Raw genomic sequence first — 19,820 nt, 5'->3', positions numbered from 1 at the left:
CGCCCACACGCGCCTTCACCCTCAGTAGGACCGGGGCAGCCCGAGGGAGTGCTGGGCGACGTAGTTGAGGATCATCTCACGGCTGACCGGGGCCACCCGGCCGACCCGGGTGGCGCTCAACAGGGCGGCCAGGCCGTACTCCTGGGTCAGCCCGTTGCCGCCCAGGGTCTGCACGGCCTGGTCGACGGACCGGGTGGCGGCCTCGCCGGAGGCGTACTTGGCCATGTTGGCGGCCTCCCCGGCGGCCAGGTCGTCGCCCGCGTCATAGAGGTGGGCGGCCTTGCGCATCATCAGCCGGGCCAGCTCGACCTCGATGTGGCACTGGGCGAGCGGGTGCGCCAAGCCCTGGTGGGAGCCGATCGGGGCGTCCCAGACGGTACGGGTCTTGGCGTACTCGACGGCGGTGTTGAGCGCCTGCCGGGCCACGCCGAGGGAGAACGCGGCGGTCATGATGCGCTCCGGGTTGAGCCCGGCGAACAGCTGCAGCAGGCCGGCGTTCTCGTCGCCCACCAGCGCGTCGGCGGGCAGCCGGACATCGTCCAGGAAGACCTGGAACTGGCGCTCGGGCGAGACGAGTTCCATCGGGATCGGCCGGTACTCGAAACCAGGGGTGTCCAGCGGCGTGATGAACAGGGCCGGCTTGAGCTTGCCGGTGCGCGCGTCCGCGGTGCGCCCGACCACCAGCACCGCGTCGGCGCCGTCGAGGCCGGAGATGAAGACCTTGCGGCCGTTCAGCACCCAGTCTTCGCCGTCCCGCTTGGCCACGGTGCTGAGCCGGTGCGAGTTGGAGCCGGCGTCCGGCTCGGTGATGGCGAAGGCCATCCGGCGGCTGCCGTCGGCCAGCGAGGGCAGCCAGGCGCGCTTCTGCTCCTCGGTGCCGAACCGGGCGATGATGGTGCCGCAGATCGCCGGGGTGACCACCAGCATCAGCAGCGGGCAGCCGACCGTGCCCAACTCCTCCAGCACGATCGACAGTTCGTAGACGCCGGCGCCGCCGCCGCCGTACTCCTCCGGCAGGTTGACGCCGAGGAAGCCCAGCTTGCCGGCCTCGCGCCAGAGTTCGTCGGTCTGCTCGCCGGCGCGGGCCTTGGCCTGGAAGTAGCTCGCGCCGAAGCGGCGGCCCAGATCGCCGACCGCCTTGCGCAGCGCGATCCGTTCGGGGGTTTCGATCAGCGGGCTCTCGGTGCTGGTCATCACGGGGACTCCTGTTCGGTCAGCGGTTCGTGGTGGCTCAACTGGTCCAACTCGGGCTCGGCGGCGATGGTTACGACTCGGCGGGGGCCACCACGGCCAGCAGGGCGCCGGGTTCGACCTGCTGGCCGCGGGCGGCGCGCAGTTCGGTGAGCAGGCCGTCGACCGGTGCCACGACCTGGTGCTCCATCTTCATCGCCTCCAGCCAGAGCAGCGGCTGACCGGCCGTCACCTGATCGCCGACGGTGGCGCCCAGGCGGATCACCGTTCCCGGCATCGGGGCCAGCAGGGCGCCGGGCAGCTGCTGGTCGACCGGCTCCGGGAAGCGCGGCAGCGCGGTCAGCACCAAGGACCGGCCCGGGGTGTCCAGGTGCACCTCGGTGCCGTGGACGGCCACCTCGATGGTGCGGCTGACCCCGTCCAGCTCCAGCACCACCCGGTCCGGCGCGGCCGCCAGCAGCCGCACACCGGGGTGGTCCTCGGCTTGGAGGCCGGCCCGGGCCATGCGGTAGCGGACCGTCAACTCCTCGCCGTCGCCGGTGCGGTAGCGCTTGACCTGGGGCTGCGAGGGCAGATTGCGCCAGCCGCTGGGCAGTGCGCCGCGGCGGCCGGCGGCGTCGGCCAGGGCGGCGGCGAGCGCGGCCAGTGGCAGGGCACCCTTGTCGGTGGCGGGCAGCAGGTCGGCCGCGTGCTCGGCGAGGAAGGCGGTGTCCACCCGCCCGGCCATGAAGGCGGGGTGGCGAAGCGCTCGGACCAGCAGGTCACGGTTGGTGCCCAGGCCGTGGATCCGGGCCCGGGCCAGTGCGCCGGACAGCTTGCGGGCGGCGGCGGCCCGGGTCGGGGCCCAGGCGATCACCTTGGCCAGCATCGGGTCGTAGTGGATGGACACGGTACTACCGTCCACCACACCGGAGTCCACCCGCAGCCCGTCGCCGGCCGGCAGGTCGAAGCGGTGCAGGGTGCCGCTCTGCGGCTGCCAGCCTGCGGCCGGGTCCTCGGCGTAGAGGCGGGCCTCGATGGCGTGGCCGTGCGGCTCGGGGGCCTGCTCGGACAGTGGCTCGCCTTCGGCGACGGCGAGTTGCAGGGCGACCAGGTCGACTCCGGTGACCGCCTCGGTGACCGGGTGCTCGACCTGGAGCCGGGTGTTCATCTCCAGGAAGAAGAACCGGCCGTCGGGGGCCAGCAGGAACTCGGCGGTCCCGGCGCCGGTGTAGCCGATCGCTCGGGCGGCGGCGGTGGCGGCCTCGGCCAACTCGGCGCGCAGCTCGGCATCCAGGCCGGGGGCCGGGGTCTCCTCGATCACCTTCTGGTGCCGCCGCTGCAGGGAGCAGTCGCGCTCACCGAGCGCCCAGACGGTGCCGTGGGTATCGGCGAGCAGTTGCACCTCGATATGGCGGCCGGTCGGCAGATAGGGCTCCAGGAAGACCTCGCCGCTCCCGAAGGCTGCGGCGGCCTCGGCCTGCGCCATCGTCAACTGGTCGGTCAAGTTGGCCAGCTCGCTGACGATCCGCATGCCGCGACCCCCGCCGCCGGCGGCTGCCTTGACCAGCAGCGGCAGGTCCGCCTCGGTGGCGGCGGCCGGGTCGACGGGCGCCAGCACCGGCACCCCTGCTGCCGCCATCAGCCGCTTGGCGGCGGTCTTGGAGCCCATCGCGGCGATCGCCTCGGGACTGGGCCCGATCCAGGTCAGGCCGGCCGCCTGGACGGCGCGGGCGAACTCCGGGTCCTCGGAGAGGAATCCATAGCCGGGGTGGACGGCGTCGGCGCCGGCCGCGAGCGCCGCCGCCACCAGCAGGTCGGCCCGGAGGTAGGTGTCGCCGGGCGCGGCCCCGGGCAACCGGACGGCGCTGTCGGCCTCGCGGACGTGCGGGGCGTCGGCATCCGGGTCGGAGTACACCGCCACGGTGGCGATGCCGAGGTCGCGGCAGGTGCGGAAGATCCGCCGGGCGATCTCGCCCCGATTGGCGACCAGCAGGCTGGAGATCATGATCTGACGGTTCCTCACATTGGTCACATTCGGAAAACGCCGTAGCCGCGCGCCCCTTGGACGGGGGCGCTGTGGATCGCGGAGAGGCACAGGCCCAGCACGGTCCGGGTGTCGCGCGGGTCGATCACCCCGTCGTCGTAGAGGCGGCCGGAGAGGAAGGCGGGCAGCGACTCGGCCTCGATCTGCTGCTCCACCGCCGCGCGGATCGCCGCGTCCGCCTCCTCGTCGTACGGCCGGCCCTTGGCGGCGGCCGACTGGCGGGCCACGATCGAGAGCACGCCCGCGAGTTGCTGCGGTCCCATCACCGCCGACTTGGCGCTGGGCCAGGCGAACAGGAAGCGCGGCTCATAGGCCCGCCCGCACATGCCGTAGTGCCCGGCCCCGTAGGAGGCGCCGATCAGCACCGACAGATGCGGGACGGTGCTGTTGGAGACCGCGTTGATCATCATCGCGCCGTGCTTGATGATCCCGCCCTGCTCGTACTCCTTGCCGACCATGTAGCCGGTGGTGTTGTGCAGGAAGACCAGCGGGATGTCCCGCTGGTTGGCCAACTGGATGAACTGCGCGGCCTTTTGGGACTCCTCGCTGAACAGCACGCCCTGCGCGTTGGCCAGGATGCCCACCGGGTAGCCGAACATGGTGGCCCACCCGGTGGCCAGGCTGCCGCCGTACCGCGGCTTGAACTCGTCGAAGTCCGAGTCGTCCACGATCCTGGCGATCACCTCGCGCGGATCGAACGGCACCTTGAGGTCGCCGGGGACGATGCCGAGCAGTTCCTCCTCGTCGTAGCGCGGCGGGGCGGCGGCCGGGTCGAGGCCGGGCCCGGCCTTGCGCCAGTGCAACCGGTGCACGATCCGGCGGGCCTGGCGGATCGCGTCGGGCTCGTCCACCGCGAAGTAGTCGGCCAGGCCCGAGACTCGGGCGTGCATCTCGGCGCCGCCCAGCGACTCGTCGTCGCTCTCCTCGCCGGTGGCCATCTTCACCAGCGGCGGACCGCCCAGGAAGACCTTGGCCCGCTCCTTGACCAGCACGGTGTGGTCGGACATGCCCGGCACATAGGCGCCGCCGGCGGTGGAGTTGCCGAACACCACCGCGATGGTGGGGATCCCGGCCGCGGAGAGCCGGGTGAGGTCACGGAAGAGTGCCCCGCCCGGGATGAAGATATCCTTCTGGCTGGGCAGATCGGCCCCGCCGGACTCCACCAGGCTGATCACCGGCAGCCGGTTGCGCATCGCGATCTCGTTGGCCCGCAGCGACTTGCGCAGCGTCCACGGATTGCTGGCGCCGCCGCGCACCGTCGGGTCGTTGGCGGTGATCAGGCACTCGGTGCCGGCCACCGTGCCGATGCCGGTCACCAGGCCGGCGCCGACCGGGAATTCACTCCCCCAGGCCGCCAGCGGGGAGAGCTCCAGGAACGGCGAGTCCTCGTCGAGCAGCAGCTCGATCCGCTCCCGGGCCGGCAACTTGCCGCGCTTCCGGTGGCGTTCGACGTACTTGGGGCCGCCGCCGGCCAGCGCCTTGGCGTGTTCGGCGTCCAGGTCGGCGAGTTTGGCGAGCATCGCGGTGCGGTGGGCGTGGTAGTCCGCCCCGGTCGGATCGAGCCGACTGGCCAGCACGGTCATGCGGTCACCAGCCCTTCGGTGGGCGCCGGTCGGGTCACAGCAGGCTCTCCGGGATCTCGACGTGACGGGAACGCAGCCACTCCCCCAGGGCCTTGGCCTGCGGATCGAACCGGGCCTGGGCGGCGACTCCCTCGCCCAGCAGTCCCTCGATCACGAAGTTCACGGCCCTCAGGTTGGGCAGCAGATGGCGGGTGATGGTCAGTTCGGCGGTCTCCGGCAGCAGTTGGCGAAGCCGGTCCACCGTCAGGGTGGCGGTCAGCCAGGGCCAGGCGGCGTCGCTGCGGACCCAGACGCCGAGGTTGGCGTCGCCGCCCTTGTCGCCGCTGCGGGCGCCCGCGATCAGGCCGAGCGGGGCCCGGCGGGTCGGGCCGGTGGGCGGTGCGAAGGTCTCGGGTGCGGTGGCCTCGGACTCGGCGGTCTGGGGCTCGGCGACCTCCGGTTCGGCGGCCTCGAGTTCAGCGGCCTCGGGTTCAGCGGCCTTGGGTTCCGCAGCCTTGGGTTCGGCAGCCTTGGGCGAGGGTTCGAGAGTGACCGGCGCGGGGGTGACGGCCTGGCGGGTGCCGTCCGGTCGCACCGCCCAGTGCGGCACCTCGTCCTGCGCCACGAAGGCGCTGCTGAACACCCCGTACGGCGCGCCGGGCCCGGGTGGCGCGGTGAGATGGAACCCCGGGTAGCCGGCCAGGCCGAGCTCCACGGCGGCCGAGCTCACCGCACGGCCGACCTTGGCCTGGTCGGCGTCCCGCACCGTCAGTTGCAGGAGTGCGCTGGCCTGCTGCTCGGTCGCGCCGTCCGGCTGGTCGGTGCGGGCCAGCGTCCAACGGACCTCGGCCGGCCCGTCCCCCAGCACCGGGTCCAACTGGTCGCGGATCAGCGCGGCCTTGGCCTCGATGTCCAGGCCGGTGAGGACGAACACCACCTCGTTGCGCCAGCCGCCGAGCCGGTTGAGGCCCACCTTGAGGGTGGCCGGCGGGGCCTCGCCGCGCACTGCGCTGATCCGCACCCGGTCCGGGCCCTGCTGCTCCAGCCGGACGGTGTCCAGCCGGGCGGTGACATCCGGGCCCAGGTAGCGGGGACCGCCGGTCTCGTACAGCAGTTGGGCGGTGACCGTGCCCACGGTGACCGCGCCGCCGGTGCCCGGATGCTTGGTGATCACGCTGCTGCCGTCGGCGTGCAGTTCGGCGAGCGGGAAGCCGGGGTGGCGGGTGTCGTACTCGGTGAAGAAGGCGTAGTTGCCGCCGGTGGCCTGGGCACCGCACTCCAGCACATGGCCGGCCACCACGGCGCCGGCCAGCGCGTCGAAGTCGGTGCGGCTCCAACCGAAGTGCGCAGCCGCCGGGCCGACCACCAGGGCGGCGTCGGTGACCCGACCGGTCACCACCAGATCGGCGCCGGCGGTCAGGCAGTCGGCGATGCCGAAGGCACCCAGGTAGGCGTTGGCGGCGAGCAGTCCGGCCGGATCGGTGAACTCGGCGGCCCTGGGCAGCAGATCGTCACCGGTGACATGTCCCACCTTGAGGTCGAGGCCCTGACGCTGCGCCAGTTCACCGATTTTCACGGCGAGGCGCGCGGGGTTGAGCCCCCCGGCGTTGACCACGATCCGCACGCCCCGGTCGTGCGCCAACCCGAGGCACTCCTCCAGCTGGCGCAGAAACCCCTTGGCGTACCCGAGTTCGGGGTCCTTGAGCCGCTCCCGAGCCAGGATCAGCATGGTGAGCTCGGCCAGGTAGTCCCCGGTGAGCACATCCAGCGGCCCCCCGGTGAGCATCTCCCGGAAGGCGGCGAACCGGTCCCCGTAGAAGCCGGAGGCGTTGCCGATCCTCAGCGGCGTGACGGTGGACCCGGATACGGGGTTGAGCATGCGTGGGCAGCCTCTCTGGCGCGGCACACGGGACGCACATGATGGTGGGTCAAGATCACAAAAAAAGCAATCACGCATGCTTGTTTTTGTCATCATGGACAGCGTGCCGTGGCACTATCGTTACGCGCTGTCCGCATCCGTCGGGGATGCGGCGAGGGGAAGGCCCACGGTGTTCACGAGCGTCCTGATGGTCGAGCAGCCGCTGTCTGCGACAGACGTCGACTTCGTCACGACCCTGCACGACGACGACATGTCCTTCGTCGTCCTGATGCAGCCACGCGGCAAGGAGGACCGGCTTCTTCGCGCGATCGACGATGTCGCGCTCGGCGAGCTCGAGGAGGCGGTGCACGAGGGCGATGAGCCCGAGGGCGAGGCAGCCCTCAGGCCTGCTGCTGCCGCGCTGGAGCACTCACTCGGGGCTCTGCGAGCGGCGGGCTGTGAGGCCGTTGGCCAGATCGTCGATGACCATCCACTGGATCTGCTGCGGTCGGTGGTCGATCAGACGCATGCCGATGAGGTGATCGTGCTGGTGGCCCCGCACCTGGTGGAGGAGTTCTTCCACCGGGACTGGGCGAGCCGGGCACGCCACAAGGTGGGTGTTCCGGTTCTGAAGCTCTACGCCCACGCCGACGAGGAGGAGGCGACGGAGGTGGAGTGATGCGGCGCATGGCGGATCATCACTCGGTGGGTGACTGTCGCCGAATCTGCGCTCGCACTCGCCGGCCCTAGAACCGGCCGGGGTACGGGCCTGAGCCACCCACGCGGTCGTAGATCCGGCGTAGCCAGGGCTCACGGACGGCGGGGAGTCGGGCCAGGGTGTACAGGAACACGCCGCGGTCCGGCTCGAACAGCTGCCGGGGACGCAGTGGCAGCGGTTCGTCGCGGAGCACGAGCTCGGGCAGTCGGCCGGTCACGGGAATCAGCAACCGGTCGTTGTGGAAGGCCAGGTGAGTCCATACGTCGGCGGACAGCGGCACGGTGGCCGTACCGCCGGGCGGCTGCCACACGTTCCCCGTCTGCGGGTGTCGCGGCACCAGTAGCAGGTCGGGGACCGGATCCCGGACCGGCAGACCCGGACCGGCCAGGGCCAGGGTCTTCGCGGGTGGCGCCGGAAGCAGTCTGCCGAGCGGTCGCCGGAACATCTCCGCGATCAGCCCGTCAGGTACGGCCACGGCTTCGCCTCCCGAGGCCGCCACCAGGTGGGCCAATGCCTCCCCGGCCGCCGCCTCCCAGTGGGAGTCCCAGAATCCGCCGGGTGCGATGGGCGGGGTGCGGTTCGTCTCCTGGACCAGCGCCTCCCAGTCGAGCGCCCGGTCGGCGGGGCCGTCGACCGGGATGCGGCGCACCGCCTCCCGTGTCAGCCGAACCTCCTGCCAGCGGTCGCAGTCATCAATGCGGGTCCCGACCGGCGCACCGCAGATTGCGCACCGCAGATTGGGCCCCTCGCCGCCGTCGACCCCGCAGCACGCGGAGCGGCTCGACTCCGGGGTCAGCACCGTGTTGCAGGCGTCACCCGGGGCCATCACGAACGTTCCCCGCGCCCCTTCCGACAGGAAGTGGACCGGCGCGAACAGCCCCCGGGCCACCGCCTCGCCCTCTCCGAGTTCGCGCCACGGCCGCCCGGGCGGCCCCCATGGCTCCGAGTCCACGGCATACGTCCCGGCTGCCATCAGCGGTGGGAGCCACCGCTCGCGGCCGTACGACTGGTGAGCCAGTACCGGGAGCGCGACCTGCGACAACGGGACGGTCAGCGGGCAGTCGCATCCCGCACAAGCGAACATCTCCCCCATGACCCCTCCCCCGGTTGACTGGATTGTTCCAGTCAACCGGGGAGGGGCCAACAGCCTTATCGGTCGGCTGAGTCGCCCAGCCGGGCTTCCAGGCTCTCGATCCGCGCGACCAGCGGCTGGAGTTGCTGCTGCAGCTGCTGCTGGAGCAGCGAGGTGAGCTGGCCGGCCGAGGGGGGCGTGGTGCCCTGGCCGGCGCGCAGGTAGTTGTAGCCGACCAGGGCTGCGGCCACCGCGCGGCGGGTCAGCTTGGGCTCCGCGCCGGCCGCCCGCAGCACCTCGCCCCCGGCGCCGTCGGGCTCGGCGACCAGGCCGAGCAGCAGGTGTTCGCAGCCCACGTAGTTGTGGCCCAGCATGCCGACCTCGGCCACGGTGAGCTCCAGCACCCGGGCGGCCGGGCCGCTGAACCGCAGTGCGCTGTCCGGGCCCTGCCCCGGCTCAGCGGACGAGGCGCCCGCCAGCGCCGCGGTGAGCTGCTCGGGGGCGATCTCCAGCGCGCCGAGCACCTGGAGCGCCAGGTTGCCGCCCTCGGCGAGCAGGCCGGCGAGCAGGCGGGCGGTGGAGACGTTCGGCTCCCCCGCCTCGCGGGCCTGCTCGATGGCGAGGCGCACCGCGTTGCGGGCCCGGTCGGTGAACCGGGCCAGCGCGGGCTCGCCACCGTCCAGGTCCTGGGTGACGGCCGCCTGGATCGCGTTCGCCTGGCGGACGGCGTGCTCCAGGGCGCGCTGGCAGATCGGCGAGACCGACAGGCCCGCCGCCCGGACGGCCTCGGCGAGCTCATCGGGCAGGTACACGTTGATCTTGGGCATGGCTGATGCCTCCAAAGGCCTCGTTGGGACCGATGCCACAGTTGTACCCCGCAGTGGGGGTACGACGATATAACCCCATGAGGCAATGCCCGTCTTTTGCCGCACTCGGAAGTAGCTGGGAGTCGGCTGCGACCCACTCCGGGCGATACCTCGGCGGATCGCCACATATCAGACAGCCATGGCCGTCGAGCTGCCAGCTCCACAGCGGGAACTCCCAGCCGGACCCAGGGTTTCCCAACCACGGTGCGCAACAGTCGGTGACGTCGCCGGCGCTACCGCCCGCCGCGTCAGCGGCACCAAAGCTTCTGCGCCGACTCCTCTGCACCACTGCTGCGCCGTACCGAGGCGCTGCATCGAAGCACGACACGAAGCGCCATACCGAAACAGCTCATCGAAGACCAGGAGGCACCGGCCTTGTCCCGGACCACCATCCGCACCGTCGGGGCCGCCGCACTGCTCGCCGCCGGCCTGCTGCTCACCGGCTGCTCCTCCAGCAGCTCCAACACCAACGCCGCGTCGGCCTCGAACTCGCCGTCCGCCAGCGCCTCCGGTAGCGGTGCGGCCGGACGTGCCGCCTACATGGCCTGCCTGAAGGACCACGGCGTGACGCTGCCCACCGGCCGTCCGAGCGGCCACCCGAGCGGCGCCCCGGGCGGCGGCGGCAACGGCGGCGGCGGACCGTGGGGTGGCGGCGGCTCGCCCGACCCGGCCCGGCAGGCCGCGATGCAGGCTTGCGCCTCGCTTCGCCCGCAGGGCGGCGGTGGCGGACGCGGCAACGGCGGCGGCCTCAACAGCTCGGCGATGCAGGCCTTCACCAGCTGCCTCAAGGACCACGGCGTGACGCTGCCGACCAGCGGCGGCCTGCGGGCCCTCAACACCGCCGACCCCAACACCGCCGCCGCCTACAAGACCTGCGCCCCGCTGCTGCCGGCCCGTCCGTCCGGCTCGCCCTCGGCGGGAGCGACCGACAGCCCCAGCGCCTGATCGGCCAACTCCTGGGCGGCTACCGTCACTTGCCCGCTGGCCGGAACAAGCCCTCGGTAGCCGCCCAGGAGAAGTCGTCCGCCTCGCCCTGGGCCGGCGCGATCCATTCGAGATACGGATCGGCCAGCGCCAGCACCTCGTCCCGCCGCTCCGCCCCGCCGCGCAGGCTGATCCCGACCGCATACACCTCGCCGGTGTCGCGCAGCGGCCCGGCCAGCGCGGCCGCAGCCACATCGGTGCGCGCGACCAGGCCCGGGGCCTCGGTGAACAGCCACGCCACCTTGCGGGTGCGGGCCGCCGCCGACAACTGGGCGGTGAACCGCTCCCGGGCCGGCGCGTCGAGATAGCTGAGCAGCGAGGCGGTGAAGACCACGACCGGCTGCTCGCCTGGCATTTCGGCGATCAGCCGCGCGGTGTCCCGCACGGCGTCGGCGCGAACCAGCGGGTGCGGTTCACGCCGCGCCAGCTCGATCGCCGCCCGCAAGGTGGCCAACTCCCGGACCTGCTCGGGCCAGATGAACGCCTCCAGCCACGGCCCGGCAGCCGGGTCGGCGGCCAGGTCCACCGGCTCCAGATCCGCGCCGATCCGATGCGCCACCACCGGTGTCTCGCCCAGCAGTTGATCCGCCGGGCCGCCGCCGCGCACGGTGGTGGACAGCGTCAGCGGCGCACCGCCACCGGAGTCCGCCGACTGCTCCCCGAGCCGGTAGCCGTAGCGGTCGAAGTGCAGGTTCAGCCCGGCGCTGGTGCCGACTTCCAGCAACGTCAGCGGCCCTGGCCAGTGCGCCGCGATCCGGCGCAGCCCCAGACGCAGCGCGAAACACCGCCGGATCTCGTTGGTCTGGGTGTTCCGAGTAGCCAACAACTCGGCCAGCTCGTCCGGATGTTCGGCGCAGAAGGCCCGGAACGCGGCCGGAGCCTGCTCGTCCACGGGCCGCTCCCCGCCGTGAATCGGGTAGTAGGCGGCCAGTTGGTGCCCGGTGCGGTCGCGCAGCAGGTGGTTCACGGCGGCGAACAGCAGGCTCGGGCGGCGCTGCGAGGCCGGGGTGGCCAGCAGCAGCCCGAGCAATGCGTCGTCCGCCGCCACGGTCTCGCTGAGCAACGCGTAGAGCGGTGAACGGCCTTGGCACTGCGTGCGGGCGAAGAACCGGAACAGGGTTCGGAGGTGGTCACGATCGGTCATGGCCACCATCAAAGCCCCATTCGCTCAGGGCAGCAGCAGAATACGGCCGAGATGGGAGCGCTCCTCCAGGATCCGGTGCGCGGTGACCGCATCGCCGAGCGGGAGTTGAGCATGGACGGCGGTGCGCAGGCGGCCGTCGGCGAAGTACGCGGCGGCCTCCTCCATGTCCTGCCGGGCCAGGTCCGGCCGGGCCGCCCGCCAGCCCAGCAGGGAGTAGCCGACGACCTGCTTGAGGCCGAACAGCTGGGTGACCGGCACGGCGTTCAACTCACCGCTGGCGGCGCCGAAGACGACGACCCGGCCGAGCGGGGCCAGCACCTCGAAGCTCTGCTGCAGGATCTGCCCGCCGACCGAGTCCAGGACCACGTCCACGCCGTTCGGTGCGGCCTTGCGGACGTGCTCGGGCCAGTCGGCGTCGCTGTAGTCGACGGCGACGTCCGCGCCGAGCTCGCGGGTGAACTCCAGCTTGGCCGCCGATCCGGCGGTGGCGATGACCGTGCCGGCGCCGAGCAGCTTGGCCAACTGCACGGCCAGGTGGCCGATTCCGCCGGCGGCGGCGTGCACCAGAACGGTCTCGCCGGGGGCGACTCGGCCGAGGCGCAGCGTCCGCAGCGCCAGCGGGGCTGCCATCGGCAGGGTGGTGGCCGTGCCGAGGTCGACGCCGTCCGGGACGGGTGCCAGCCAGGCGGCGTCGGCGACCACGTAGTCGGCGAACGCGTCCTCGGCCAGCGTGGCGACCCGCTGCCCGGTCAACTCGCCTGCCACGCCGGGGCCGACAGCCTCGACGGTACCGACCACGTCGCCGGTGAGGATGCCCGGCAGCGGCCGGTTGAAGATGGAGCCGGCTCCCCGACGGAACTTGGTGTCGACGAAGTTGGCCCCGATCGCCTCGGTGCGCAGCAGCACCTGCCCCGGACCGGGGACGGGGGTGTCGACCTCCTCCAGGGTCAGAACCTCGGGGCCGCCGTACTGGTAGTAGCGAACGCGTCGCATGATGCCTCCTTGATGCGGTGAACGCACCGGCCGTTAAACTGGACCGGCGGTCAGCTTTCATCAGGGACCGTACTGGACCGCCGGTCCAGTTGTCCATGGGGTACGACATGAACAGGAGTGGGCAGACCATGACGGAAGGCAGACGCGAACGCGCCGACGCGACCCGGAACCGGCGCGCGATCCTGCGGGCGACCGAGGAACTGCTCGCCTCCCAACCACCCGAGCAGGTCTCGATGGAGCGGATCGCGGCCGCCGCGGGGGTGGGCAAGGGGACCGTCTTCCACCGCTTCGGCAGCCGGATGGGCCTGATGCTCGCCCTGATGCAGGAGCGAGCGCTCGACCTGGGCGAGGCCGTGCGCACCGGGCCGCCGCCGCTGGGTCCCGGCGCGCCGAGCCGCGAACGCGTACTCGCCTTCCTGGACGCCGTGGTCGACATGGTCGCCCGCAACAAGAGCCTGCTGGCCGCCCTCGGCCACGCCGTCACCACCACCCCGCACGCGCACGACGACCAGCCGCGCGGCGCGCACCCGGTCTACCAGGAGTGGCACACCCACCTCAGCGCCCTGATCGCCGAGCAACGCCCCGACCTGGACGCCGACTTGGTCGCCCACCTGCTCCTCGGCGCGCTGCAGAGCGACCCCGTGCTGTGCCTGCTGGAGCGGGGCGAGGGCCGGCGACTCGCCGACACCCTGCGGGAGTTGGCCACCGGGCTGCTCGACAGGCAGTCGTGAACACCGAGCCGCGCACCTTTCCGCCACGGCCGATCCGGGGCTTGCGGGCGCGCTTCGTGCGCCAGGCCAGCTGCCCGTCCGACTTCGCGGACGTCACGGTGGACTTCGAGCCCTGGGAGGACGGCTTCGCCTTCGAGGTCGACCCCGAGGCCACCGTGGTCAACGATCCCGGCCCGCGCGAGCTGGCCGCCTATCACGCTGCCCTGGCCGCCGGAATGCGCGAGGAGTTGGCCGAGTTGGCCGGGTTGGCGAGCGGCGGCGGCCTGGTGGTGGCGGTGGCCGTCGTGGTGCGCCGCACCGTCGTCCATGACGTCGACTCGCACGCCGGGGCGTTCCACCGGGCCGGACGCCTCGCGGTGCGGGAGGCCTTCCGCCAGGCGTACGGCGGACCGAGCAAGCCCGAACGCCGCCGGGCGACCCCGAGTCGGTGAACTCGGAGCCGCCCGGCGCGTCGAGACGGGAGCACGGCTCGCGTTGAAACGGGAGCACCGCTCACGTCGCGACGGATCAGTGCTCGCGTCGCGACGGGATCAGTGCTGCTGAGCGGCCTTGATCTGCGCCCACGAGCGGGGCTGGGCCGCCGGTGCGGCGGCGGTGGCCAGGTGCGCCTGGCCGGCGGTCGGCTGGGCCGGCTTGGTGGCGGTGTAGAGCCAGGTGTGGAACAGGTCGCCGAGCTGCTTGCCGGAGATCCGCTCGGCCAGCGCCTGGAAGTCGGCGATGGTCCCGTTGCCGTACCGGTGCTCGGTGGGCCACGCCTTGAGCAGCTTGAAGAAGGCGTCGTCCCCGATCGTGTTGCGCAGCACCTGGATGGCCAGGGCGCCCCGGTCGTAGACCGCGTCGGCGAACTGGTTGGCCGCGCCCGGGTCGCCGGGCTTGACGGTCCAGAACGGGTCGTCGGCCGGGTGCGAACTGTAGACGTAGTCGGCGAGTTGCTGCGTGGTGCCCTCGTCCTCGTGCTCCGACCAGAGCCACTGGGCGTAGGTGGCGAAGCCCTCGTTGAGCCAGATGTCGCTCCAGCGCTCCAGCGAGACGCTGTCGCCGTACCACTGGTGCGTCAACTCGTGGACGACGACGGAGGGGTTGGCGCCGTTGGCGAACTGCCGGGGGCTGTAGAACACCCGGGTCTGGGTCTCCAGGGCGTAGTGGGTGGGCACGTTGGGCACGTAGCCACCGACCGTGCTGAACGGGTAGGGGCCGAAGTACCCGCTCAGCCAGTCGACCAGTTCCCCGGTGCGCTCGACGCTGGCGCGCGCCGCGTCCGCGTTGTCGCCGAGGTCCGGGCTGTAGGCGTTGATGACCGGGATGCCGCTGGGGCTGGTGCCGGTGGTGATGTCGAACTTGCCGATCGCCAGGGTCGCCAGGTAGGTCGCCTGCGGCTTGTTCTCGCGCCAGTTGTAGCGCGTCCAGCCGAGCTGCGAACTCGTCGAGGTGAGCACGCCGTTGCTGATCGCCTGGGTGCCGTCGGGGACCAGCACGGAGACGTCGAAGGTGGCCTTGTCCGACGGGTGGTCGTTGCTGGGGAACCACCACCACGCGGCCTCCGGCTCGTCGGCGATCACGGCGCCGTCGGGGGTGCGCTGCCAGGCGTCGAAACCGTAGGTGGAGACCGTGGACGGCACACCGGAGTACTGCACCACGATGGTCGCCTGGCTGCCGTCGGCCAGTGGCGTGTCGGGGGTGACCTGCAGCTTCTGCACCCCGACCACCGAGAACTTCGCCGGATGGCCGTTGACCAGCACCGAGTTGACGTTCAGCGCGAAGTCCAGGTCGAAGCTGGAGAGGTCCTGGGTCGCGGTGGCCAGCAGCGTCGCCGTGCCCTCCAACTGGTCGGTGGCGGGCTGGTACTTCAGCCGCAGGTCGTAGTGCGACACCCGGTAGCCGCCGTCCCCGTAGGTCGGGTAGTACGGGTCGCCCGCCCCGGGTGCCCCGGGCGTCGGGGTGGCGGCGGAGGCGGGGACGGCCAGCAGCAGGGTGGCCGCTGCGGCGGCCGAGACGAGCAGCTTCTTGCGCACGGGACTCCTCCGGATCAGTGGGATCAGCGTCTGGTTGACGCTGCCTCAGATCCCTGTCCCGATGGAAGGCCGCATACGCGAGATTTATGAGGTGTTCACGCTCGGAAACAGGCCATTTGTGCGTTCGCCTCAACCCGGCGGTTCAACGCGGCAGCTCAGCCCAACGGTTCAGCCAACGGTTCAGCCCGGCGGCTCACCCAGCCGTTCGCCACAGCCGCTCAGCCCAGCCGCTCAGCCCAGCCCCGCCGCCACGGTCTCCAGCGCGCGCAGCACCGGCCGGATCAGGGGGTGCTTCTCGGCGCCGCCCCGGACGGCGGCGAAGACCTTGCGAGTGGCCAGGGCACTGTCCACGGCCCGCACCGCCACCTGGTCGAGCTCGACCCCGCGCAGCGCCGAACGCGGCACCAGCGCCACCCCGGCGCCGGCCGAGGCGAGCGCGATCACCGCGCGGAAGTCGTCGGAGGAGTGCACCAGGCGGGGCGCGAAGCCGGCGTGCTCACAGGCCAGCAGCACCACGTCATGGCAGGGATTGCCCGGGTAGGGGCCGATCCACGTCTCGGCGGCCAGCTCAGCCATCGGTATCGGGCCCGACCCGGCGGCCAGCCGGTGCTCCAGCGGCAGCACCGCCTCGAACGGCTCGGCATAGAGCGGGAACCGGGCCAGCCGCTGGTCGTCGGCGCGCGGCGCGCCCCGGTACTCGACGGCGACGGCGAGGTCGGCCTGCCCGTCCAGCAGCATCGGCAGGCTGGCGTCCCCCTCGGCGTCCAGCACCTTGAGCCGGACCCCGGGGGCGGTGTCCACCAGGGCGGCGACCGCGGGGGCCAGCACCATGGAGATGCCGGTGGCGAAGGAGGCCACCGTGACCTCGCCCTGGGCGCCGGACGCGTAGGCGGCCAGATCGGCTTCGGCCCGCTCCAGCTGGGCCAGCACGGCATCCGCGTGGCCCACCAGGATCTCGCCGGCCGCCGTCAGCCGGACCCCGCGCCCGTCCCGGGCCAGCAGTGCGTGCCCGGTCTCCTGTTCCAACGCGGCCAGTTGCTGGGAGACGGCGGAGGGGGTGAGGTACAGCGCTGCGGCCGCGGCGGTCACCGTTCGGTGGTCCGCCACGGCACGCAAGGTCCGCAGGCGTCTGGCGTCGATCACCCGGTCAATTCTGCCAGGAAGTGTGACCAGTTCCGACGACAGACTTGACAGGGTCCCGTCGACCGCACTCAGCTCATGCGCTCAGCCGCGGCAGCAGACGGGCCCCGCCCCGACCGACGGGCTCAGGCGTCCAGCGCCGCCCGGGCGTCGACGAAGGCCGCGATGGCCCGCTCGACGTCCTCGGTGGAGTGCGCGGCGGACAGCTGGACCCGGATCCGGGCCTGGCCGTGCGGGACCACCGGGTAGGAGAACCCGATCACGTAGACACCGCGCTCCAGCAGCAGTTCGGCCAGCCGGCCGGCCCTGGCCGCGTCACCGATCATCACCGGGGCGATGGCGTGCTCGCCGGGCAGGACCTCGAAGCCGGCCTCGGTCATCTTGGTGCGGAACAGCTCGGTGTTGGCGGCCAGGCGCTCGCGCAGCTCGTGCGAGGTCTCCAGCAGGTCGAGGACCTTGAGCGAGGCGGCGGCGATCACCGGGGCCAGCGAGTTGGAGAACAGGTACGGACGGGACCGCTGGCGCAGCAGCGCCACGATCTCCCGGCGGGCGGCGACATAGCCGCCGGAGGCCCCGCCGAGCGCCTTGCCGAGGGTGCCGGTGATGATGTCGACCCGGTCCATCACCCCGTGCAGCTCCGGGGTGCCGCGGCCGTTCGGGCCGACGAAGCCGACGGCGTGCGAGTCGTCCACCATGACCATGGCGTCGTAGCGGTCGGCCAGGTCGCAGATCTCGGCCAGCGGCGCCAGGTAGCCGTCCATCGAGAAGACGCCGTCGGTGACGATCAGGCGGCGGCGGGCGTCCTGGGTCTCCTTGAGGCACTGCTCCAGCTCGGCCAGGTCGCGGTTGGCGTAGCGCTTGCGCTTGGCCTTGCTGAGCCGGATGCCGTCGATGATGCTCGCGTGGTTGAGCGCGTCGGAGATCACCGCGTCACGCTCGTCGAGCAGGGTCTCGAAGACGCCGCCGTTGGCGTCGAAGCAGGAGGAGTAGAGGATGGTGTCCTCCTGGCCGAGGAAGGCCGACAGCCGCCGCTCCAGCTCCTTGTGCACGTCCTGGGTGCCGCAGATGAAGCGCACCGACGCCATCCCGTAGCCCCAGCGGTCCAGCGCCTCCTTGGCGGCGGCGATCACCTCGGGGTGGTCGGCCAGGCCCAGGTAGTTGTTGGCGCAGAAGTTCAGCACCTCTCCCGGGCGGCCGCCGGAGGTCACGGTGACCTCGGCGTTCTGCGGGGTGCCGATCACGCGCTCGGGCTTGAACAGGCCGGCCTCGGTGATCTCGTCGAGGGTGGCCTGGATGTCGTCGCGCACAGAGTTGAACACAGCTCTCCTAAAGCGGTACCTGGTGCGGCAGTTGGGGCAGAAGGGTCAGACGTTCGACCAGTCGAGGATGATCTTGCCGCAGCGGCCGCCGGCCGCCTCGTCGAACGCGGCCTCGAACTCCTCGGCCGGGTAGCGGCCGGTGATCACCGGGGAGAGGTCGAGGCCGCCCTCCAGCAGCACCGACATCGCGTACCAGGTCTCGAACATCTCACGGCCGTAGATGCCCTTGATGGTGATCATCGAGGTGACCACCTTGGCCCAGTTGATCGCGAACTCCTCGGCGGGCAGGCCGAGCATCGCGATCTTGCCGCCGTGGGTGAGGTTGTCGATCATCGAGCGCAGCGCCTCGGGGCGGCCGGACATCTCCAGGCCGACGTCGAAGCCCTCGCGCAGGCCGAGCTTCTGCTGGCCCTCCTCGATGGTGTGCTGGGAGACGTCCAGGGCCAGCGAGACGCCGACCTTGCGGGCCAGGTCCAGGCGGTACGGGCTGACGTCGGTGATCATCACGTGCCGGGCACCGGCGTGCTTGGCGACCGCCGCCGCCATGATGCCGATCGGGCCGGCGCCGGTGACCAGCACGTCCTCGCCGACCAGCGGGAAGGAGAGCGCGGTGTGCACGGCGTTGCCGAACGGGTCGAAGATCGCGGCCACGTCCAGGTCGACCGGCACCCGGTGCACCCAGACGTTGGAGGCCGGCAGCGAGACGTACTCGGCGAACGCGCCGTCCCGGTTGACGCCCAGCCCCACGGTGTTGCGGCACAGGTGGCGCCGGCCGGCCAGGCAGTTGCGGCACTTCCCGCAGACCAGGTGGCCCTCGCCGCTGACCAGGTCGCCCACGTTGACCTCGGCGACCGACGAGCCGATCTCCACGACCTCGCCGACGAACTCGTGACCGATCGTCATCGGCGTTCTGATGGTCTGCTGCGCCCAGCCGTCCCACTTGCGGATGTGCAGGTCGGTCCCGCAGATGCCGGTCCGCAGCACCTTGATCAGCACCTCGTCGGGGCCGATGGTCGGCTCCGGGACCTCGCTCAGCCACAGCCCGGGCTCGGCGTGCTTCTTGACGAGTGCCTTCATGGCTGCGGCTCCTGAGTGGGCGGCGGGACGGGAGGGGTTCAGGGGCCCGGTCGCGGCGCCATTCCGCGCCGGGCCCGGGAGCAATCTGCCTGGTTGGAGGGGGTGCGGTCCATCGAGGAATTCTTAACGGCCGCCACAGCTCGGCTTCACGATGGTGCCCGAGCACGGTTCGGCGGACCGTTGCGCCGTGCCGGTCCTCACTCACACGGGCGATGTGGAGCGAGCGGCGGCGGGTCGCCGGAGCGGCACCTCGCGGCCTTGTCCCACTGGTTTTCGAATTCCAGTGGCCTTCGAACCCGTGACCGGCACGCCGCCAACTGGCGGAAGGTCCCCGCCGCACCTGCATGCGGACCTCACTGTCCCGATGTCCTAATGAGCGTACTGCCTCGGTGCCCGGTTCATGGGCATTTCAAAGGCATTGTTCCCATCTAGTTTTGGAGGAATCACCCATGCTCCACCGCATCAAGTGGGCGCTGGTCCTGGCCACCGCCGCAGGCATCGCCGCCGTGCCCACCGTCGCCTCGGCCCAGTCCTTCTCCGGTGGCAACCACGGCACGGTGATCGTCGGCGACGAGAACCAGGTCGCCGGTGACGACATCATCAACGCCGGCTGCGACGCCAACGTCGGCTCCTTCAACGGCTCGCACGACGAGCACCACCACCACGGGCGCAAGTGCGACCGGGACGACGACCGCGACCACGGCGACAAGTGCGACCGGCATCACCACCACCACCACGGGGACGACAACGGCCGGGAAGAGAACGGCCGGGACGACGAGGGCGGGCGCGGTGAGCACAGCAAGCACGACGAGAACGTGATGGGCGGCAACCACGGCACGGTGATCGTCGGTGACCGCAACCAGGTCGCCGGCTACGACATCATCAACGCCGGCCGTGACGCCAACGTCGGCTCCTTCAACGGCTCCGACCTGGGTCCGGAGATGGGGAGCCTGCTCAAGGGTCTGTAAGCCGATGACGGTGTGAGACGCCTCAGGCACCTCCGTCCGCCCCCCCCCCCCCCCCGGCGGGGGGGCCGCGGCGGGGGGGGGGGGGGGCCCGGGGGGGGGGGGGGCCCCCCCCCCGGGGGGGCCCGCCCCGCGGGGGGCGCGCCGGGACCGCGCCCCCCG

17 protein-coding genes are annotated in these 19,820 nt (G+C 71.9%); 5 read left to right on the top strand and 12 right to left on the bottom strand.

Translation table 11 applies throughout. The features are described 5' to 3' along the window. Positions 1–21: 21 nt before the first annotated feature. From P3T35_RS10080 to P3T35_RS10065, 4 genes are all read right to left on the bottom strand, one after another. Complete coding sequence (locus P3T35_RS10080) at positions 22–1,194, bottom strand: acyl-CoA dehydrogenase (protein WP_101384377.1); 1,173 nt, start codon at positions 1,192–1,194, stop codon at positions 22–24. A 70-nt stretch (positions 1,195–1,264) separates the two neighbouring features. Continuing rightward, positions 1,265–3,178 (bottom strand): biotin carboxylase N-terminal domain-containing protein, encoded by a 1,914-nt coding sequence (locus P3T35_RS10075; RefSeq protein WP_101384376.1) that lies wholly within the window; start codon positions 3,176–3,178, stop codon positions 1,265–1,267. A gap of 23 nt (positions 3,179–3,201) precedes the next feature. Then, entirely contained in the window at positions 3,202–4,800 is a 1,599-nt protein-coding gene (locus P3T35_RS10070; RefSeq protein ID WP_101384375.1) for a carboxyl transferase domain-containing protein, read from the bottom strand. Between the two features lie 34 nt (positions 4,801–4,834). Further along, positions 4,835–6,658: an acyclic terpene utilization AtuA family protein gene (locus P3T35_RS10065; RefSeq protein WP_101384374.1), complete on the bottom strand. Its 1,824-nt coding sequence runs from the start codon at positions 6,656–6,658 to the stop codon at positions 4,835–4,837. Between the two features lie 169 nt (positions 6,659–6,827). On the opposite strand from P3T35_RS10065, the gene P3T35_RS10060 reads away from it, so the two are divergent. Beyond that, the gene (locus tag P3T35_RS10060) at positions 6,828–7,316 is read left to right on the top strand and encodes an indole-3-glycerol phosphate synthase (protein ID WP_101385559.1); all 489 of its coding nucleotides are present in this window, start codon (positions 6,828–6,830) and stop codon (positions 7,314–7,316) included. Between the two features lie 67 nt (positions 7,317–7,383). Here P3T35_RS10060 and P3T35_RS10055 read toward each other — a convergent pair whose 3' ends face one another. Both P3T35_RS10055 and P3T35_RS10050 read right to left on the bottom strand, forming a co-directional pair. Beyond that, positions 7,384–8,448 (bottom strand): hypothetical protein, encoded by a 1,065-nt coding sequence (locus P3T35_RS10055; protein WP_101384373.1) that lies wholly within the window; start codon positions 8,446–8,448, stop codon positions 7,384–7,386. 56 nt (positions 8,449–8,504) lie between these two features. Next, positions 8,505–9,254 (bottom strand): Clp protease N-terminal domain-containing protein, encoded by a 750-nt coding sequence (locus P3T35_RS10050; protein WP_101384372.1) that lies wholly within the window; start codon positions 9,252–9,254, stop codon positions 8,505–8,507. Between the two features lie 414 nt (positions 9,255–9,668). On the opposite strand from P3T35_RS10050, the gene P3T35_RS10045 reads away from it, so the two are divergent. Next, positions 9,669–10,238: a hypothetical protein gene (locus tag P3T35_RS10045; protein ID WP_180356813.1), complete on the top strand. Its 570-nt coding sequence runs from the start codon at positions 9,669–9,671 to the stop codon at positions 10,236–10,238. 25 nt (positions 10,239–10,263) lie between these two features. Here P3T35_RS10045 and P3T35_RS10040 read toward each other — a convergent pair whose 3' ends face one another. Further along, positions 10,264–11,421 (bottom strand): DUF2332 domain-containing protein, encoded by a 1,158-nt coding sequence (locus tag P3T35_RS10040; protein WP_180356812.1) that lies wholly within the window; start codon positions 11,419–11,421, stop codon positions 10,264–10,266. Positions 11,422–11,445: 24 nt separating this feature from the next. Further along, positions 11,446–12,414 carry a zinc-binding dehydrogenase gene (locus P3T35_RS10035; RefSeq protein WP_101384370.1) on the bottom strand — a complete coding sequence of 323 codons (969 nt, stop codon included), beginning with the start codon at positions 12,412–12,414 and terminating at the stop codon, positions 11,446–11,448. A 128-nt stretch (positions 12,415–12,542) separates the two neighbouring features. Between P3T35_RS10035 and P3T35_RS10030 the strand changes: the two genes are divergently transcribed. Both P3T35_RS10030 and P3T35_RS10025 read left to right on the top strand, forming a co-directional pair. Then, positions 12,543–13,145, top strand: coding sequence for a TetR/AcrR family transcriptional regulator (locus P3T35_RS10030; protein ID WP_101384369.1), 603 nt, complete (start codon positions 12,543–12,545; stop codon positions 13,143–13,145). Beyond that, on the top strand, positions 13,142–13,576 hold the full coding sequence (locus P3T35_RS10025; protein WP_101384368.1) for a hypothetical protein: 435 nt from the start codon (positions 13,142–13,144) through the stop codon (positions 13,574–13,576). The genes P3T35_RS10030 and P3T35_RS10025 overlap by 4 nt, the downstream gene beginning before the upstream one ends. Before the next feature lie 99 nt (positions 13,577–13,675). On the opposite strand, the gene P3T35_RS10020 is transcribed toward P3T35_RS10025, so the two are convergent. The 4 genes from P3T35_RS10020 to tdh form a co-directional block, all read right to left on the bottom strand. Continuing rightward, entirely contained in the window at positions 13,676–15,157 is a 1,482-nt protein-coding gene (locus P3T35_RS10020) for a M1 family metallopeptidase (RefSeq protein WP_101384367.1), read from the bottom strand. Positions 15,158–15,388: 231 nt separating this feature from the next. Next, positions 15,389–16,300 carry a LysR family transcriptional regulator gene (locus P3T35_RS10015; RefSeq protein ID WP_101384366.1) on the bottom strand — a complete coding sequence of 304 codons (912 nt, stop codon included), beginning with the start codon at positions 16,298–16,300 and terminating at the stop codon, positions 15,389–15,391. A gap of 122 nt (positions 16,301–16,422) precedes the next feature. Beyond that, complete coding sequence (locus P3T35_RS10010) at positions 16,423–17,616, bottom strand: glycine C-acetyltransferase (RefSeq protein WP_101384365.1); 1,194 nt, start codon at positions 17,614–17,616, stop codon at positions 16,423–16,425. Positions 17,617–17,661: 45 nt separating this feature from the next. After that, positions 17,662–18,693, bottom strand: coding sequence for an L-threonine 3-dehydrogenase (tdh, locus tag P3T35_RS10005; RefSeq protein WP_101384364.1), 1,032 nt, complete (start codon positions 18,691–18,693; stop codon positions 17,662–17,664). Between the two features lie 449 nt (positions 18,694–19,142). Between tdh and P3T35_RS10000 the strand changes: the two genes are divergently transcribed. Continuing rightward, positions 19,143–19,661: a hypothetical protein gene (locus P3T35_RS10000; protein ID WP_101384363.1), complete on the top strand. Its 519-nt coding sequence runs from the start codon at positions 19,143–19,145 to the stop codon at positions 19,659–19,661. The last annotated feature ends 159 nt before the right edge of the window (positions 19,662–19,820 follow it).

Origin of the sequence: Kitasatospora sp. GP30 (genome assembly GCF_029892145.1) — a bacterium.
GTDB classification, from domain to species: Bacteria; Actinomycetota; Actinomycetes; order Streptomycetales; family Streptomycetaceae; genus Kitasatospora; species Kitasatospora acidiphila.
This window is presented reverse-complemented; position numbering and strand designations above follow the sequence as displayed.